This window comes from Mannheimia glucosida (assembly GCF_046267875.1).
Classification (GTDB): Bacteria; Pseudomonadota; Gammaproteobacteria; order Enterobacterales; family Pasteurellaceae; genus Mannheimia; species Mannheimia glucosida.
Window position 1 is genome coordinate 1,248,509 of the sequence record NZ_CP176502.1, and the last position, 16,579, is coordinate 1,265,087.

The following is a 16,579-nucleotide window of genomic DNA, read 5'->3' on the forward strand; positions in this document are numbered from 1 at the left end:
GGACGCTCGCACCATCGGGGCAATATCTACTAAGATTTTAAAAACAGCGAAATAGATTCCAAATGCCCGGTGTGGGGGAACATATCAATCATTGCCGCTTTTTCTAGCCTGTATCCTAATTGCAACAGCTTTTCGGCATCTCGCACCAGTGTTGCCGGATTGCACGAAACATAAACAATCCGCTCAGGATTGAGCGAAGCTAAATGGTCTAGGCAAAATAATGCCCCGTTGCGTGCCGGGTCGAGCAACACTTTGTTAAACGGCTCTTTTGCCCAAGGTTTGTCAGAAAACGGCTCATCTAAATTGGTTTGGTAAAATTCCACATTTTTTAGACCGCTTGTCACCGCATTCTCTCGGGCTTGTTGCACCATTGGTTCTACCCCTTCCACACCGACCACCGATTTCGCTCGCCCAGCAATAGGTAAGGTAAAATTCCCCATTCCACAGAAGAGATCTAACACTCGATCTTGGCTGGATAATTCCAGCCACTCAAGGGCTTTTTCCACCATTTTTTCATTGAGCGTGGCATTCACCTGAATAAAATCCCGAATTGAAAAATGCAACTTTAGCCCCTGAATTTGATAATACGGGCGTTCACCGCACAGATGTTCAATGCGGTTTTCTTCCGTCATCACAAAAAGAGATAATTGCTCTTGTGCAGCGAATTGACACAAATTGTGGTTATCTTGTGCCGATAATGCCCCTAAATGGCGGAAAAATAGGGCAATGGTATTATCCGCACTGACCAGCTCAATATGCCCCAATTTTTTCGGCTGTTGCCAGTTTTCAATCAGGTGTTTTAATTTGGGGAGCAAATTGGCAAGCGGTTCAACCAGCACTTCACAGTGTGCAAGCGGTATAATTTGGTTGGAATTTTGCAAACGAAAGCCGATTACTGCCTTTCCCTGTTGAATCGCAATGCTTAATTTTGCCCGGCGGCGGTAGTGTTTATCGTGTCCGATAATCATCGGCTGAAAATCAATAGTGTGGGGTTGCAATTTCTGTAAGCGTTGAAATAATGCCTGTTGCTTTGCCTCACGTTGCAGTTCAAGCGAAATATGCTGCATTTGGCAGCCACCGCATTGCCCGTAAAGTTCGCAGCTTGGCATTCGCCGATTTGCAGATTTTTTAAGAATTTTAACCGCTTGTCCACGTCCGTATTGGCGTTTTTCTTCCAACACCTTAAATTCCACCTGCTCTCTCGGCAACGCATTTTCAATAAACCACGTTTTGCCATTGATTTTGGCAATGCCTAAGCCTTGATAGTCTAATGATTGAATCTGTGTGGTTTGGCAAGCGGTCGATTTTTGTGATTTTTTTGCAGATTTCTCGGAATAAAAAATAGCCATTGTTTTCAGATGAATTGTTATGATATAAAGTGTCGAAATGGGGAGATTATATAAGAAAAGCAGTTGGCGGAAAATGGAGGCAATATGATTTCATCGGTTTGGAATGAACGTTATTTGGCGGATAAAAAACGGGAACAAGATCACCGCTCGCCTTTTCAGCGGGATCGGGCAAGGTTGTTGCATTCGGAGGCTTTTCGCTGTTTGCAGGCGAAAACGCAAATTCACGCCGTGGGGGAAGATGATTTTTATCGAACCCGCTTAACCCATTCGTTGGAAGTGGCTCAAATCGGTAGCAGTTTGCGAGAAAAATTATTAGCCGATGTGGAAGGCTTTCAAGCGGTCTGTTCAGAGCAGGAATTTGCAAAAAATACGGTAAATCTGACCGCTTTACTGCCGGATCATAGCTTGGTGGAATCGCTCTGTTTCGCCCACGATCTCGGGCATCCGCCGTTCGGGCACGGTGGCGAAATGGCGTTAAATTATAAAATGCACGCTTTTGGTGGCTTCGAGGGCAATGCTCAATCGTTTCGGATTATGACCCAGCTTGAGCCTTACACTGAAACAGCCGGAATGAATCTAACCCGCCGTACTTTGCTTGGCGTGATGAAATATCCGGCTCTGTTGTCGCAAACCTCGCCGATTGAGCCGGCAGAAATAAGTGAATCTCGGCATATTAATTTGCATCATTTCCCACAGAGCAAAGGGATTTTTGATGACGATACTCATTTTTTTGAGTGGGTATTAGCCCCGTTAAGTGAAAAAGACAGACGCCAATTTTGCACGGTTAAGCCCAATCAAGATCCGAAACAGTCGAATAAAACGCAATATAAATCTCTTGATTGCAGCATAATGGAGTTGGCAGACGATATTGCCTATGGTGTACACGATTTGGAAGATGCGATTGTAGGTGGAATGGTTACACCGCAATCGTGGCAAAATGCGGAAAAATTGCTGGCGGAGTGCCAATCCGATTGGGTGAAACAACGCCTGCTGGAGATTCGGGAAAAGCTCTTTTCTCAGCACCGCTACGAGCGAAAAGATGTGATCGGGGCATTAGTGAATCATTTTATTACCAATGTGCGTTGGAAAGTACTGCCTGAATTTGACGAGCCGTTGCTCCGCTATAATGCTTATTTGCCGGAGAATGTTGCTTGTGTGCTGAAAATCTTAAAAGATTTTGTGTATCAATATGTGATTTGTGATGCCAAAACTCAGCGGGTGGAACGCAAGGGGCAACGCATTCTAATGGAATTGTTCGATATTTTAAGTAGTGATCCGATGAGATTACTCCCTAATAATGTGCGGAAGCGTTGGAAAAATGCGGAAGAACCTAAGCGTGCAAGGGTAATTTGCGACTATTTAGCCGGTATGTCTGACGGGCAGGCGTTTAAACTTTTTGAAAGTTTATAATGAACTTTGTTAATTTTGCAAGGTCTCAGTAATAGGTTTCATTTATTTAATAGGAGATTTCAATGAAAACTGTTTCTAAAGGTCTTTTAGTATTAGCAACTTTGGCTTCTGCAACAGCATTTGCGGTTTCTATTCCAAGTGAAATTTATCAGCCTCGTGGCGAATTAGTTAAAGCAGATCGTCAAGGTAATGGTGAGTTTGAAGTAGAATATCGTGTCAGTGGTAATGATGTTCGTGGCTTAGCGAAAAGTGCGATCGCCCACGCTAAACGTAAAGGTTTCCATTTAGTAGAATCTGATATTCATAGAGATGATGCTGATTTAAAATTCAAACGTGGTGACCAAGAGCTGGATATTGAAATTGAAGTAAAAGGTAGAAATCGGATTGAATATAAGGCAGATCTAGATTTAGATAAAAACTAAATTTACCCCTTAAAACGACCGCTTGTGTGATTTAACCGCACAAGCGGTCTTTTTATTGTGCTTTTTTGCAAAAATACTCAAGCCGACCGGTCCCGGAATTTGGTAAAATAGCCGTTTAAATGACAATAATGATGCTTTTACTTATTACTTAGAGGAAAAAATGTTTTTAGTCGGTCAGCGTTGGCTAAGTGAATCGGAAAATAATTTAGGTTTGGGAATCGTGACTTCGGTGGATCATCGCACTGTCACTATCAATTTCCCGGCAGCGGAAGAAGAGCGGGTCTATGCGATTGCAGTTGCACCTTTAACTCGAGTGCAGTTTCAAGCCGGAGATAGAATTAACAGTATAGATGGCTGGCAGTTAGAGGTTTCAGAGGTTGTGGAAAATCAAGGTGCCGTAATCTATTTGGGCAAAAGGGTGGATAACGGTGAAGAAGCGGTACTGCCTGAAATGTTGCTCGATCATAAAATCAGTTTCAGCAAACCGCAAGACCGCCTTTTTTCGGCTCAGATTGATCGCTCAGATCGCTTTGCATTACGCTTTAACGCTTTGCAGCACCAGCAAGCGCAATATCAGTCGCCACTGCGTGGTTTGCGAGGCATTCGAGCTAGCCTGATTCCACATCAATTACATATTGCAAAAGAAGTCGGGCAACGCCTTGCTCCTCGTGTCCTATTAGCCGATGAAGTGGGACTGGGTAAAACTATTGAAGCCGGTATGATTTTGCAGCAACAGCTATTTTCGGGCAGAGCAGAACGAGTATTGGTATTAGTGCCGGAAAGTTTGCAACACCAATGGTTGGTGGAAATGCTTCGCCGTTTTAATCTGAAATTCTCGTTATTCGATGAAGAACGTTGTAGTGATTTTGATAAACAAGATGAAAATGGCGATGATGTTAGCGAAAATCCGTTTGAAAGCGAAGCGTTAGTAATCACCTCGCTAAATTGGTTGGAAACTGCCCCAAACCGAGCCAATCAAGTGCTTGCGGCTGACTGGGATCTCTTAATTGTGGATGAGGCTCACCATCTGGAATGGTCGGAAACCGAATCTTCTATCGGCTATCAGTTGGTAGAGCGTTTATCTCAACAAATTCCTGCCGTTCTGCTTTTAACGGCAACACCGGAACAATTAGGGCAAGAAAGCCATTTTGCCCGCTTGGCGTTGTTAGATTCGGATCGTTTTTATGATTATGCCGAGTTTGTACAGGAGCAAGCACAGTATAAACCGGTTGCAGATGCGGTGAGTAGCTTATTAAGCGATAAACCGCTAACCAATGACGAGCAGAATGCGATAGCAGAGCTGCTAAGCGAGCAAGATACCGAGCCGATGTTCCGTGCGATTAATAGCAAAAAATCGGACGAAAATGACCGCTTGCAAGCCCGTCAAGAGCTAATTAGTGAGTTAATTGACCGCCACGGCACCAGCCGAGTGCTGTTTAGAAATACCCGTCAGGGGGTGAAAGGTTTCCCACATCGGGAATACCACCAAATCAGCCTAGAAATGCCTAAACAGTACCAAAATGCGTTAAAAGTGATGGGTATGATGGGGAGCGTGAGCCAAAGTGATTTGCTCTATCCTGAATATTTGTTCCAACGAATGAACCCGAATGCGAAATGGGCTGAATTCGACCCTCGGATTGATTGGCTTATCACCTTCTTAAAAAATCATCGTGATGAAAAAGTGCTGGTGATTTGCAAACAGGCAGACACCGCAATTGCTTTGGAGCAAGTTTTGCGTGAGCGTGAGGCAATTCGTTCGGCAGTGTTCCACGAGAAAATGTCGATTGTAGAGCGGGATAAAGCGGCGGCTTATTTTGCTCAACAAGAAGAAGGAGCTCAGGTGCTGATTAGTTCAAGCATCGGTTCAGAAGGGCGAAATTTCCAATTTGCTAAAGATTTAGTGCTGTTTAATTTGCCGGATAACCCGGATTTATTGGAGCAAAGTATTGGGCGATTAGATCGTATCGGACAGAAAAATGACATTCAGATTTATGTGCCTTGCTTTAATTTATCGGCTCAACAGATGTTGGCAGAGTGGTATCACAAGGGCTTGAATGCGTTTGAAGAAACCTGCCCGATGGGAACAGCGATCTTCCGTGAATTAGGTGAAGAATTGCAACAATTCCTGCAAAAACCGGAACTTTCAGCCCAATTTGATGATTTTGTTGCGAAAACCTATAAACGCCAACAGTATTTGAAAGCCGAACTGGAGAAAGGACGGGACAGATTATTAGAACTGAATTCTAATGGCGGAGAAGCAGCTCAACAGCTCGCTAATGATATTGCGAAAGAAGATAATAATCCGCAGTTGGTTAATTTTGCCTTGAGTTTGTTTGATGTGATTGGCGTTGAACAGGAAGATTTAGGCGAGCAGAGCATTGTGATTAGCCCAACCGGACATATGCTTGTGCCTGATTTCCCGGGGCTATCGGAAGATGGCACGACCATTACCTTTAATCGTGAACTGGCGTTAATGCGGGAAGAGGTGGAATTTCTCACTTGGGATCACCCGATGATCCGCAACGGTATTGATTTAATCACCTCCGGCGATATTGGCAAATCGGCAATCTCATTGCTGGTGAATAATAAATTGCCTGCTGGTACATTATTACTTGAAGCGATTTATGTAGTGGAAGCACAAGCACCGAAAGGGCTAAATTTAACCCGTTTCCTACCGCCAACCCTGATTCGGGTTTTAGTGGATAACAAAGGCAACAATATTGCTCCGCAGGTCTCTTTTGCCGGGCTTGAACGCCAATTAAAACCAGTGAATAAACAGATGGCAAATAAAATTGCCAAAATGGCTCGAGCGGATATTGAAAAATTAATTAAAGCGAGTGAAAAAGCGGTAGAACCTCAGGTTCAACAGGTGATTGAAACTGCCAAATTTGAGGCAAATAGCAAATTAAAAGCAGAATTACACCGCTTGGAATCACTCAAAATGGTGAATAAAAATATTCGAGCCGATGAAGTTGAAGCCTTAGAACAACAGCTTAACGATTCCCTTGCCCAGCTTGAAACGGCAAATTATCGCTTAGATAGCTTGCGAGTGATTGTAAGTAATAAAGCGTAATTTTTTGCAAGTACGAAAAGTGATTTTTTCGATCTGTGTCGAAAAAATCACTTTTCTATTTTGTGTCATCCTTGCAGATTATTTATGCTATTCCTCATATTGTAAAAGGTATAAAAAAGGAATAGTATGTATATAGATTTGCAATATGCTGCACCGTTATTATTTGAATACGACCCAAACAAAAGCCAAATTAATTTAGCCAAACACGGTATTGATTTTGAACAGGCAAAGTTGCTTTGGGAAGATGAAAAACGAGTGACATTAGTTTCACGTTCAGATATTGAACCTCGTTATTTAACGGTTGCAAAATTAGCTGGCAAACATTGGAGTGCATTTTTTACAATGCGAAATGAGGCTATTCGTTTGATTTCCGTCAGACGTTCACGTAAAAAGGAAATTTCTTGTTATGAAAAATACCATTAGTGCCGAAGAATTAGAACGTATCTTCGATGAAGGCAAAGAAGATGTTATTCAATATTTTGATCTTTCCACCGCTCATCGCCCGGGGCAGATGAAAAGGGTGAATGTTGATTTCCCAAATTGGATGGTGGAAGCGTTAGATAAGCAAGCCAGACATTTAGGTGTGCCACGTCAAGCCTTGATTAAAATGTGGATTGCGGAAAAATTACCGGCTCAATCACCTAGGTAAGCGAGTGGCAAATGGCATTAATTGAATATAACCCTCCATTAGAACCTTTTTTAGATGAGGTTTATCGAGATAACTATATTTTAGTGATTAACAAGCCGAGTGGTTTGTTATCAGTACCGGGCAATCGCCCCGAATATTACGACAGTGCAATGACTCGAGTACAGCAAAAATATGGCTTTACCGAACCGGCTCACCGTTTGGATATGGCAACAAGCGGTATTCTTTTGTTCGCCCTGAGTAAAGCGGCGGAAAAAGAACTAAAACGCCAATTTCGGGAACGCGAACCGAAAAAACACTATATTGCCTTACTTTGGGGCAAATTAGGCGAAAAAGTTGGGGATAAGGGCGAAATGAATTTTCCGCTGATTTGCGATTGGGAAAATCGCCCTCGTCAGAAAATTTGTTATGAACGGGGTAAAAAAGCGATTACCCATTATGAAGTGTTAGCTCATTATCCGAATAATACAACCCGAGTAAAACTCACACCAATTACCGGTCGTTCGCACCAGCTAAGGGTTCATAGCCTTGCATTAGGGCACCCGATTATTGGTGATAAGTTTTACGCTAATCCGCTGGCAAAAAGTTTGTCACCTCGATTATGTTTGCACGCGGAGTCTCTGACCATTACTCATCCGATTACAGGTGAGCTGATGACGTTTACTGCTGAGCCGGCTTTTTAGCCTCGTTCAGTAGGTGCTTGTAATATGCCCAATCAAAATATTGCCCCGGGTCGATTTTCCGTTCCGGGGCAATATGGCAATGCCCAGTGATGCGTTCATCGGTAATTTGTGGATAGCTTTGCTGAATGGCTTTGGTCAAATTAGCTAAAGATTGATATTGAGCCTGGGTAAACGGCTGATTATTACTGCCTTCCAGCTCAATGCCAATCGAATATTCATTGCATTTCTCCCGCCCTTCAAAACAAGACACGCCGGCGTGCCACGCCATATCGTTAAAATTCACATATTGCGTGATTTCCCCCTCCCTATTAATCAAACAATGGGCGGAAACCCGTAGATCTTTGATTTCTTCAAAATAAGGGTGAACGGTTGGATCGAGTTTTCCTTGGAAAAACAGATCGATAAAATTTCCACCAAATTCTTCCGGCGGTAAGCTGATGTAGTGAATAACCAACAAGGAAATATCCTCTTGATCAGGACGTTGGCTAAAATGCGGAGACGGCACTTGTTTTTGACGGGTTAAGCAGCCCTGTTCGATTTTTAAATTTGGCATAGTCTAAATAGGGTGAATACGTTAAAATATGGCTCATTTTACTAGAAAAAGAGAAGAATATGTTAAGTTATCGCCACAGTTTCCACGCCGGCAACCACGCTGATGTGTTAAAACACATTGTCCAACTTTTGATTTTACGTTCCTTAAAAGAGAAAGAAAAAGGGTTTTTATATCTCGATACCCACTCTGGTGTAGGTCGTTATAGCCTGTTAAGTTTTGAATCGGAAAAAACAGGCGAGTATTTAGAGGGCGTTGCCCGTTTATGGGAACGTGACGATTTACCGGAAGAAGTGGCATTCTATATTGATGAGCTGAAAAAATTAAACCGTGGCGGCAAGTTAAAGTATTACGCCGGTTCACCATTATTGGCGGTACAGCAACTGCGTGAGCAAGACCGAGCCATTCTTACCGAACTTCACCCCAATGATTTTCCGCTATTACGACAAGAATTTGCCAAAGCAAAAAACGTGCAAACCAAGCGTGAAAACGGCTTTCAACAATTAAAATCCGCTCTGCCGCCTAAAGAACGCCGAGGCCTTGTGCTGATTGACCCGCCTTATGAATTAAAAGAAGATTATGAATTGGTGGTTAAAGCGATTGAAGAGGGATACAAACGGTTTGCCACCGGTGTGTATGCCATTTGGTATCCGGTTGTGCTTCGCCAACATACTAAACGCATCGTGCGAGGTTTAATGGATACCGGTATTCGCAAAATTCTACAAATTGAACTTGCCGTTCGCCCTGATAGCGACCAACGAGGAATGACGGCAAGTGGTATGATTGTGATCAACCCACCTTGGCAGCTTGAAACTCAGATGAAAAAAATCCTGCCTTATTTAACCGAGGTGCTTGTGCCGGAAGGAACAGGTTCTTGGAAGGTGGAGTGGATTACGCCTGAGTAAATTAAATACGGATAGCACAAGCGTGGACGCTTGCGCCATCATAAATTCTGATTTGCAATATTTTTTAGAAAAATAACCGCTTGTCTTATCAAGAAGTGGGGGAAATATAAAAGGAAAAAACTATGCAACAATACAAACACGACTTTATTGAATTTGCCTTAAGCCGTAATGTGCTGAAATTTGGCGAATTTACCTTAAAATCAGGCAGAATCAGCCCCTATTTTTTCAATGCAGGGCTTTTCAATACCGGGCGGGATTTAGCCAAATTAGGCGAATATTACGCCAAAGCAATTCAAGCCAGCGGCATTGAGTATGATGTACTGTTCGGGCCGGCTTACAAAGGCATTCCGATTGCAACCACGGTTGCGGTGGCACTAGCCAACCTGTTTGATGTGGATAAACCTTGTTGCTTTAACCGCAAAGAGGCAAAAGATCACGGAGAGGGCGGGAATTTAATCGGTGCTCCTTTAGCGGGCAAGATTTTGCTGGTGGACGATGTGATTACCGCAGGCACGGCAATTCGTGAGTCGATGGAAATTATCAATGCCAATAATGCCCAACTTGCCGGTGTGCTGATTGCGTTAAACCGCAAAGAGAAAGGCAAGGGCGAGTTGTCTGCGATTCAAGAAGTCGAACGTGATTACGGTTGCCAAGTTTTCTCGATTGTGGATTTTGATGATTTGGTAGCATTTATTGAAACGTCGCCACAATACGCTCCTTATTTGCCGAAAATGCGTGAATATCGTGAAAAATACGGTGTTTAAGTTTTGCAAAAAAACAGCAAAAATTCACCGCTTGTACTTCTATAATCTCACCATTATGAATCACTTTCATCTTTTGGTGAGATTTTTTCAATTAAAAAGCCGATAAATTGATTGTGAGCTTGGCTTAATTGGCTTAGGATAAACTCCAGTAATACAGGAGTTGGAGAACTAAAATGGCAAATCAAAAATTACCTTTTCACGCAGACACCGTTGGCTCATATTTGCGTTCCGATGCTTGGAAAAAAGCTCACGCAGACTATAAAGCAGGCCACATTTCCCTCGAAGAGCGTGATGAAATTGTAGAAGCGGAAGTGAAAAAATTAGTACAAGCTCAATTAGATGCGGGCATTCAAGTTGTTACAGACGGCGAATATCACCGCTCTTGGTGGCATATTGATTTCTTGGAAAACCTGAACGGCATTGAAGGCTATGTGCCGGAAAAAGCCTATGCGTTTAAAGGGGTTGAGGTTCGCCCTTATAATACACGTTGTTGCGGTAAGGTTTCTTGGAATCCGAATCACCCTTTTATTGAGCATTTCAAAAAATTCAATGCGATTGTAGGCGGTCGTGCGGTGGCGAAATTTACCATTCCAAGTCCAAACCAATTAATGTACCCGATTCAGTGGGATCACGGCATTTATCCAAACCGTGAGGAATTTGCCAAAGATGTACAGCAGGCTTACAAAGAGGCGATTAAAGCATTTTACGATGCCGGTTGTCGCTATTTGCAAATTGATGATGTGTATTGGGGATCGTTGTGTAATAACGTTGGTCAACCGACATTTGAAGCCGATAAAGCTCAGGCGGTGGCAAATATTCAAGCGATTCTTGCCGATAAGCCGGAAGATCTAACCATCACCACCCACGTTTGCCGAGGTAACTATAAATCCTCTTATTTATTGACAGGGGCTTATGACCCGATTGCTGACGGCTTATTTGCTCAAACCAACTATGACGGCTATTTCTTAGAATATGATGATGAGCGTTCAGGCGGCTTTGAGCCGTTAAAACATTTTGCCAACAACAAAGGGCGTGTGGTGTTAGGCTTAATTAGTTCAAAATTCCCTGAATTGGAAGATAAAGAAGCGGTTAAAGCCCGTATTCAAGAGGCGGCAAAATATGTGCCGTTAGAGCAGCTTTGTCTCAGTCCGCAATGTGGTTTTGCCTCAACCGAAGAGGGAAATATAATGTCGGAAGCACAACAGTGGGCGAAAGTCCGCTTTGTGGAAGAAATCGCCAAAGAAGTTTGGGGCGAAGATTAATGTGAGAAAATGCCCGCAACAAGCGGGCATTTTTTGCAAATTGAATCGATTTAGCGAATGCGGTTAAAACCTTGTTCTAAATCGGCAATTAAATCTTCCACCGCTTCCAAGCCAACGTGAATGCGAATTAATGTACCCGTTAGTTTTCGCTCAATAGACGGACGGATTTTGGCAATTTCTTCCGGCTGATTGGCAAGAATCAGCGATTCAAACCCACCCCAAGAATACGCCATTGAAAACAGTTCAAAATGCTCTAGGAAGTTGGCTAATTTCTCATTCGAGAGCTTTTCGCAAAGTTCAAACGAAAATAGACCGCTTGATCCTAAAAAATCCCGCTTGAAAAACTCGTGCCCCGGGCAGCTTTCCAACGCCGGGTGATAAACTGCTTTCACTTCAGGACGTTGAGCCAGCCAGTTGGCAACCGCAATACTGCTTTGTTCGTGCTGCTTTAAGCGAATGCCTAAGGTGCGTAGCCCCCGAGCAGTGGTATAAGCGGAATCGGCATCCACCATTTGTCCCATTAAATAAGAGCCTTCACGCAGTTTATCCCAACAACGGGCGTTGGAAACGGCAGTCCCGATCATCACATCAGAATGCCCGACCAAATATTTAGTGCCGGCTTGAATTGAAATATCAATCCCATATTCTAAAGCAGGGAACAGCACACCGGCAGACCAAGTGTTATCGATCATAATCACGATTTCCGGATTGATTTCACGAGCAACACGCACTAGAGTCGGAATATCAGGCACTTCCATTGTCAGCGAACTCGGCGATTCTAAAAAAAGCACTTTGGTATTCGGTTGTACAAGGGCTTTCAAGCCTTCGCCAATCATCGGGTCATAATAAGTAGTTGAAACACCCATACGTTTTAACAGCATATTGCAGAACTCTTGTGTTGGTTCGTAAGCCGCACTGGTCATTAAAACGTGATCGCCTTGTTCCACAAAAGCTAAAATTGCATTGGTGACTGCCGCCGCACCGCAAGGGTAGAGGTAGCAACCTGCCCCGCCTTCTAATTCACACATTGCTTCTTGTAATGAAAAATGAGTGAGAGTGCCACGTCTGCCATAAAATAATGCTCCTTTGTAGCGGTTTTGTGTAGCGTGTTTTTTCTCTTCTAAGGTTTCAAACACTAAAGATGAAGCACGCTGAATCACCGGGTTAACTGCTCCTTGTGTGTTACGTTTTTTACGCCCTGTATGAACAAGTTTGGTGGAAAGATTTTTATAGTTAGGCATAACTTTTCCTAAAGTAAAATGCATAGGGGCAAATCAACATTTGCCCCTTTATTAATAATTAACGAAACATAAAGTTATTTCTTTGACGGCTACGTTTAAATTGGCTGATTAGCACAATGACCGCAACAATTAAGTAAACCGCAAAAGTAAAGATTAGCCATTGTGCCATTGAAAAGCCGAACATTTCCCATTGGCTTTGGCTACAATTAACCGGACCGGGGGCAAACACTTGTGGTAGCCATTGGTCAAGCGGCAAGGTTTGCGGGAAATTAACTTTAAATTCGCATTGATTCCAAGGCGATGGATTGACTTGGTAATCGTGATGTTTAATCGAAAGGGTTAAACCTTTGAATGCACTACCCAACCAAATTAAAATGGCGAGCCAACGCATAATGGCATAGCGGTTGCCAAGAAAACCTAAAATACCGGCAAATAAAATACCAAATAAGGCAACCCGCTCATAAATGCACATTACACAAGGCACAAGCCCCATTCCGTGTTGGAAATAAAGTGCTACACCTTCCAGCACAATACAGCTTAAGCATAATAGAAACCACGCTCCACGAGAGAGTGATAGCGTTTTAAAATAGTGGAGCATAGTTATTCCTCATTTTATGAACTTTAGGCATTCTACCTTATTTGCGTTGGCTTATCTATTGAATTAACGTGTTACGATCCAACCCCAATTTAGCATCATTTCCGTGAGTGATGGCAGTAAAAATTCCAAGGATAAAAAGCCAACAATGGAAAGTACGATAGTATAAGGCAATGCCATATAAACCATTCTGCCGTAAGAAAGTTTAATTAACGGAGCAAAAGATGATGTTAATAAGAACAAGAATGCTGCTTGCCCGTTCGGTGTTGCCACAGACGGTAAGTTTGTACCTGTATTGATCGCAACCGCAAGTAGATCAAACTGTTCACGTCCAATAATACCTTCGGTTAAGGCAGTTTTCGCTTCGTTAATATACACCGTTCCTACGAACACATTGTCTGAAATCATTGAAAGTAAACCGTTGAAAATGTAGAACAACGACAGTTGTGAATGCGGTTCAGCCGATAACACAAAAGCAATGATCGGTTGGAATAATTTTAAATCAATAATTACTGCTACAACGGAAAAGAATACAATAAGTAATGCTGTAAAAGGCATAGATTCTTGGAATGCTTTCCCTAAAGTGTGTTCATCAGTAATGCCACAAAATGCAGTGCAAATAATGATGATGGTTAAGCCAATAATCCCTACATCGGCAAGGTGTAGCGCTAAGCCAATAATTAACCAAATTCCAGCAATGGCTTGTACCAGCATCTTTAAGCGATCTTGTTTCGTCATTTTTTGTTCTTTTAGTTGGCTATAGCGGGCGAGTACGACCCAAACTTTGCGAGGAAGCCTGTCTCCATAACCAAATAATTTATATTTTTCTACAAGAAAGCAGGTTGCAATCCCACAAATTAACACAGGTAAGCTAACTGGTAATACTCTAAGTAAGAATTCGATAAATCCCCATTCCGCTTGTGAGGCAATAATTAAGTTTTGTGGTTCTCCCACCATGGTCATTACGCCACCTAAAGCTGAGCCAATACCGGCGTGCATCAATAAACTTCTTAAAAAACCACGAAATTGCTCTAGGATTTCTTTATTAGAGATGATTTTTTCATCATTAGTAATATCAGTAGAATCTTCAAAGTTATTACCTGATGCGACTTTATGATATACGCCGTAGAAACCTGTCCCAACGCTAATGATTACAGCAATAACCGTTAAAGCATCAAGAAAGGCGGATAAAAAAGCAGCGCTTAAGCAGAAAGAAAGGGAAAGAATTTTTTTCGAATGAATGGCGACAAGTAGTTTGGTGAAAATATAAAGCAATAATTGCTTCATAAAGTAAATACCGGCAACCATAAACATTAAAAGAAGAATAACATCAAAGTTCGCAATAATTTCTTCTTTAATGTGGTGAGGGCTTGTCATACCGATTACAACTGCCTCGATCGCTAATAAACCACCGGGCTGTAATGGATAACATTTTAATGCCATAGAAAGAGTAAAAATAAATTCAGCAACTAGAAACCAGCCTGCAACAAAAGGGCTGATAAAGAAATAAATGAGCGGATTGATAATTAAAAATGCCAAAATGCACAATTTATACCACTCGGGGCTTTTTCCTAAGAAACTTTTAAAAAGAGCATCAATGCTACTCATATAAAGGACCTCAAAATTTGTAAACAGATATTACAATTGTAATATAGTTTAGATTAAAGGATAATAGTATTACTGAACTTTTTAGTCGCAATAATTGATTAGAAATAAAGAATAGTTAGATTTTAGATAAGTATATTTTATGCTTGGGGGGCATTAATGGGTCACAGTGATATTTTAAAAGCGCAGAGCCCGGCAGCATTAGCGGAAGAATATATTGTAAAGAGTATTTGGAATAATCATTTCCCTGCCGGCTCTGATCTTCCTGCCGAGCGAGAGCTAGCAGAGCGCATTGGGGTAACAAGAACAACTTTACGTGAAGTCCTACAACGTCTAGCGCGAGAAGGCTGGTTAAGTATTCAGCATGGAAAACCAACAAGAGTGAATGATATTTGGGAAACTTCCGGGCCTAATATTATTGGCACTATCATTAAGCTTGATAAAAGCTATCTTCCGGTGGTAATTGCCAATGTGGTGTCATTACGTACTCGTATGGCGGAGGCTTATATTCCAGAAGCGATTTACCTTGCTCCTGAAGCAAGTGCTAAACTCTTTGATGGGCTAAATGAATTAGAAAATACAGCAGTTGCTTATGCTGAATTTGATTATAAGTTATTCAGACAATTTACTTTTTTAGCTAATAAGCCCGTGTATGCATTGATCTTAAATAGCTTTAAATCAATGTATCATCAAGTCGCAAAAATTTTCTTTGCTGATGAAAATAATCGCCAATTAACGTTAAGTTTTTACAGAGCATTATTAGCTGCCTGTATTGCAAAAGATAGCGAAAAAGCGGCCGCTTGTATGGCTAAAAATCGCCAATCTAGTGGTGAAATTTGGCAAAAATTATCCGCTAATATTCCTGAAAGCTTTGGTCAGCTTTAACAGAAGGTAGAATGTTGAACGAAATTATTTTTAGTTTAGAACCGCAAGATAATGCTCGTCTGCAATCGCTTTGTGGTGCATTTGATGAGCATTTAGCCTTAATTGAAAAAAGTTTTAATCTCATTATTGCTCGAACAGGCTTCAACTTTACGATTCAATCGGAAGATGACAATCACTATTCTGCTACCTTAGTTCAAAATAGTGTGAAGCTGATTAAGCAACTGTATAATGAAACTGCCCCGATTAAAGGCAAAATTAAGGAATTGGACTTAGAAGATATACATTTGGCGATTCAGGAAAGCCGAATGCTACTACAAAACCAATGGCAAGCCGGCTCGCAAGGCGAAATAGCGATTAAAACCAAGCGAGGGGTGATTAAACCTCGTGGCGAACATCAACAAGCCTATCTGCGGAATATTTTAAGCCACGACATCAGTTTCGGTATCGGACCGGCAGGCACGGGCAAAACCTTTTTGGCGGTAGCGGCGGCGGTAGAATCGCTTGAACGCCAAGAAATCCGCCGTATTTTACTCACCCGCCCTGCAGTGGAAGCCGGTGAAAAGCTCGGTTTTTTACCCGGCGATTTAGGGCAAAAAATTGAGCCTTACTTACGCCCGTTATATGATGCCCTGTTTGAAATGCTTGGCTTTGAAAAAGCTCAAAAATTGATGGAGCGTGGTGTGATTGAAATTGCCCCACTTGCTTATATGCGAGGGCGTACTTTAAACGATGCGTTCATCATTTTAGATGAAAGCCAAAACACCACCACCGAGCAAATGAAAATGTTCTTAACCCGTATCGGCTTTAATTCCAAAGCGGTAATTACCGGCGATATTACCCAAGTGGATTTGCCCCGCAGCCAAAAATCGGGCTTAAAACACGCAATGGAAGTGCTAAAAGACGTGTCGGAACTCAGCTTTAATTTCTTTGATAGCAAAGATATTGTCCGCCACCCTGTGGTTGCCAAAATTGTGCAAGCCTATGATGCGTGGGAAGCGGTTGATGAAGAGCGTAAAGAACAGCGAAAACTGGAAAAATTAGCTTTAGAGCAAGAAAAAATTCTTGCTCAAGCTGAAATGTTATAGCTTACAAGCGGTCATATTTCGCTAATTTTTTGCAAAAAATCGCTGAAATTTCACCGCTTGTCATAACAGTTGTTCAACAAAAAAGCGGGAAGTTAATTCCCGCT

16 protein-coding genes are annotated in these 16,579 nt (G+C 42.1%); 11 read left to right on the forward strand and 5 right to left on the reverse strand.

Features of this window, described 5'->3' with window-relative positions; all coding sequences use genetic code 11:
- Positions 1-29 precede the first annotated feature (29 nt).
- On the reverse strand, positions 30-1,349 hold the full coding sequence (gene rlmD, locus ACJ7Z2_RS06115) for a 23S rRNA (uracil(1939)-C(5))-methyltransferase RlmD (RefSeq protein ID WP_409499681.1): 1,320 nt from the start codon (positions 1,347-1,349) through the stop codon (positions 30-32).
- A gap of 84 nt (positions 1,350-1,433) precedes the next feature.
- On the opposite strand from rlmD, the gene ACJ7Z2_RS06120 reads away from it, so the two are divergent.
- From ACJ7Z2_RS06120 to rluA, 6 genes are all read left to right on the forward strand, one after another.
- On the forward strand, positions 1,434-2,759 hold the full coding sequence (locus tag ACJ7Z2_RS06120; protein ID WP_409499682.1) for an anti-phage deoxyguanosine triphosphatase: 1,326 nt from the start codon (positions 1,434-1,436) through the stop codon (positions 2,757-2,759).
- Between the two features lie 62 nt (positions 2,760-2,821).
- Complete coding sequence (locus tag ACJ7Z2_RS06125) at positions 2,822-3,181, forward strand: hypothetical protein (protein ID WP_126302319.1); 360 nt, start codon at positions 2,822-2,824, stop codon at positions 3,179-3,181.
- Between the two features lie 160 nt (positions 3,182-3,341).
- The gene (rapA, locus tag ACJ7Z2_RS06130; RefSeq protein WP_409499683.1) at positions 3,342-6,254 is read left to right on the forward strand and encodes an RNA polymerase-associated protein RapA; all 2,913 of its coding nucleotides are present in this window, start codon (positions 3,342-3,344) and stop codon (positions 6,252-6,254) included.
- A 126-nt stretch (positions 6,255-6,380) separates the two neighbouring features.
- Positions 6,381-6,677 carry a BrnT family toxin gene (locus ACJ7Z2_RS06135; protein ID WP_409499684.1) on the forward strand — a complete coding sequence of 99 codons (297 nt, stop codon included), beginning with the start codon at positions 6,381-6,383 and terminating at the stop codon, positions 6,675-6,677.
- Entirely contained in the window at positions 6,661-6,903 is a 243-nt protein-coding gene (brnA, locus tag ACJ7Z2_RS06140; protein ID WP_409499685.1) for a type II toxin-antitoxin system BrnA family antitoxin, read from the forward strand. Before ACJ7Z2_RS06135 ends, brnA begins: the two co-directional genes overlap by 17 nt.
- 11 nt (positions 6,904-6,914) lie before the next feature.
- Positions 6,915-7,583, forward strand: a complete 669-nt coding sequence (gene rluA, locus ACJ7Z2_RS06145) for a bifunctional tRNA pseudouridine(32) synthase/23S rRNA pseudouridine(746) synthase RluA (RefSeq protein WP_154704098.1) — start codon at positions 6,915-6,917, stop codon at positions 7,581-7,583.
- Here the strand turns inward: rluA and ampD are convergent.
- A complete protein-coding gene (gene ampD, locus ACJ7Z2_RS06150) occupies positions 7,561-8,136 on the reverse strand; it encodes a 1,6-anhydro-N-acetylmuramyl-L-alanine amidase AmpD (protein ID WP_409499686.1) in 576 nt (191 codons plus the stop codon). The genes rluA and ampD overlap by 23 nt on opposite strands.
- 59 nt (positions 8,137-8,195) lie before the next feature.
- On the opposite strand from ampD, the gene ACJ7Z2_RS06155 reads away from it, so the two are divergent.
- From ACJ7Z2_RS06155 to ACJ7Z2_RS06165, 3 genes are all read left to right on the forward strand, one after another.
- Positions 8,196-9,038, forward strand: a complete 843-nt coding sequence (locus tag ACJ7Z2_RS06155) for a 23S rRNA (adenine(2030)-N(6))-methyltransferase RlmJ (protein WP_409499687.1) — start codon at positions 8,196-8,198, stop codon at positions 9,036-9,038.
- 122 nt (positions 9,039-9,160) lie between these two features.
- Positions 9,161-9,802, forward strand: coding sequence for an orotate phosphoribosyltransferase (gene pyrE / locus ACJ7Z2_RS06160; RefSeq protein ID WP_409499688.1), 642 nt, complete (start codon positions 9,161-9,163; stop codon positions 9,800-9,802).
- Positions 9,803-9,975: 173 nt separating this feature from the next.
- Entirely contained in the window at positions 9,976-11,064 is a 1,089-nt protein-coding gene (locus tag ACJ7Z2_RS06165) for a 5-methyltetrahydropteroyltriglutamate--homocysteine S-methyltransferase (RefSeq protein ID WP_409499689.1), read from the forward strand.
- A 50-nt stretch (positions 11,065-11,114) separates the two neighbouring features.
- Here ACJ7Z2_RS06165 and metC read toward each other — a convergent pair whose 3' ends face one another.
- The 3 genes from metC to nhaB form a co-directional block, all read right to left on the reverse strand.
- Positions 11,115-12,305: a cystathionine beta-lyase gene (metC, locus tag ACJ7Z2_RS06170; protein WP_409499690.1), complete on the reverse strand. Its 1,191-nt coding sequence runs from the start codon at positions 12,303-12,305 to the stop codon at positions 11,115-11,117.
- Between the two features lie 58 nt (positions 12,306-12,363).
- Positions 12,364-12,903 carry a disulfide bond formation protein DsbB gene (gene dsbB / locus ACJ7Z2_RS06175; protein ID WP_409499691.1) on the reverse strand — a complete coding sequence of 180 codons (540 nt, stop codon included), beginning with the start codon at positions 12,901-12,903 and terminating at the stop codon, positions 12,364-12,366.
- Between the two features lie 63 nt (positions 12,904-12,966).
- Complete coding sequence (gene nhaB / locus ACJ7Z2_RS06180; protein WP_409499692.1) at positions 12,967-14,508, reverse strand: sodium/proton antiporter NhaB; 1,542 nt, start codon at positions 14,506-14,508, stop codon at positions 12,967-12,969.
- Positions 14,509-14,664: 156 nt separating this feature from the next.
- On the opposite strand from nhaB, the gene fadR reads away from it, so the two are divergent.
- Positions 14,665-15,390 carry a fatty acid metabolism transcriptional regulator FadR gene (gene fadR / locus ACJ7Z2_RS06185; RefSeq protein WP_409499693.1) on the forward strand — a complete coding sequence of 242 codons (726 nt, stop codon included), beginning with the start codon at positions 14,665-14,667 and terminating at the stop codon, positions 15,388-15,390.
- Between the two features lie 14 nt (positions 15,391-15,404).
- Positions 15,405-16,475 carry a PhoH family protein gene (locus ACJ7Z2_RS06190; RefSeq protein WP_409501115.1) on the forward strand — a complete coding sequence of 357 codons (1,071 nt, stop codon included), beginning with the start codon at positions 15,405-15,407 and terminating at the stop codon, positions 16,473-16,475.
- Positions 16,476-16,579 lie beyond the last annotated feature (104 nt).